Source organism: Actinospica durhamensis (genome assembly GCF_018139695.1).
Lineage (GTDB): Bacteria > Actinomycetota > Actinomycetes > Streptomycetales > Catenulisporaceae > Actinospica > Actinospica durhamensis.
On sequence record NZ_JAGSOG010000623.1, the window covers coordinates 1 to 933 of the forward strand.

The 933-nt window shown below is 75.2% G+C and carries 1 protein-coding gene and 1 pseudogene; both read left to right on the plus strand.

Translation table 11 applies throughout. From position 1 onward, the window contains the following. Positions 1-457 (plus strand): DUF6113 family protein (locus tag KDL01_RS41420; RefSeq protein ID WP_212534194.1); only part of this gene is annotated, 457 nt, incomplete at its 5' end. Positions 458-672: 215 nt separating this feature from the next. After that, positions 673-933 (plus strand): annotated as a pseudogene (locus KDL01_RS41425) (hypothetical protein); the annotation flags it as partial.

Genomic DNA, 933 nt, shown 5'->3' on the forward strand with positions numbered 1-933 from the left:
CGCCGGATCCGCCCGCGCCGCCCGGATCGCCCTGCTGGTGCTGTGCCTGCTGTGCGGCCTCGCCGTCGGCACGGTCGGATCCTTCCTGCACCGCGCCGGGCTCGGCGGGTCCAACCAGGGCGGCGGCTTCCCTGACGGCCTGCTGCTGAGCCTCGGCGGCCTGACCGGCCTGCTGCTCGGCCTCGGCGAACTCACCCGTCCCGCCCCTGACGCCGCCTCCCGGTACCCCGGCCGCCTCGCCGCGCTCGCCGCCGCCGCGGCCGGCTGGGTGGTCGCCGTGATCTGGCTGACCTACGTCGGCCCGCCGCCGTCCCTGCACACCAAGGGCGACGTGGTGCTGGCCAACGACTGGCTGTCCATGACGTACCTGATCGCGGGCATGGCCCTGGCCACGGCGTTCCTCTACAAGGCCTGGATCGCCTCGCTCGACGCCCGGATGGCCCGCGCCCGCGGCTGACCGCCGCGCCCGGCCCCGCCCGCCGGCGCCGGACCAGGGCCGTCCGAGGCGTCGAAGGACTCTCACTCGACCGGGTGAATTCCCCGGGAAGCACCCTGCGTATGCCCTGGAGGGCTGCCCGGCTTCCACGAAAGCGGTCCGCGCCGCCGGGCGGTCACAGTATGGTGATCGGCGAAATACTGTCCGTCAGCGGAACGGAAGGCCGGGCCGGCGCAGTGACCGACGTACCCACAGATCCCACAGAGCCGGCCCCCACCGACCTGCTGGACTTTCCGCCGCTCCCGCAGCAGGCGGGCCCGGCCGGATACCGGGACGAGGGCTACCGGGACGAGGGGTATCGGCCGGACGCCGGGTACCGGGACGAACTCGGCTCCACCGGCGGCTACGGCCTGCCCCAGGCCGCCTCGCCCGGGACGCAGGGCCCTCATCCCTACGGCAGTCCGTCGCAGGTGCCCGGGCACGCGGCGCCCCCGCCG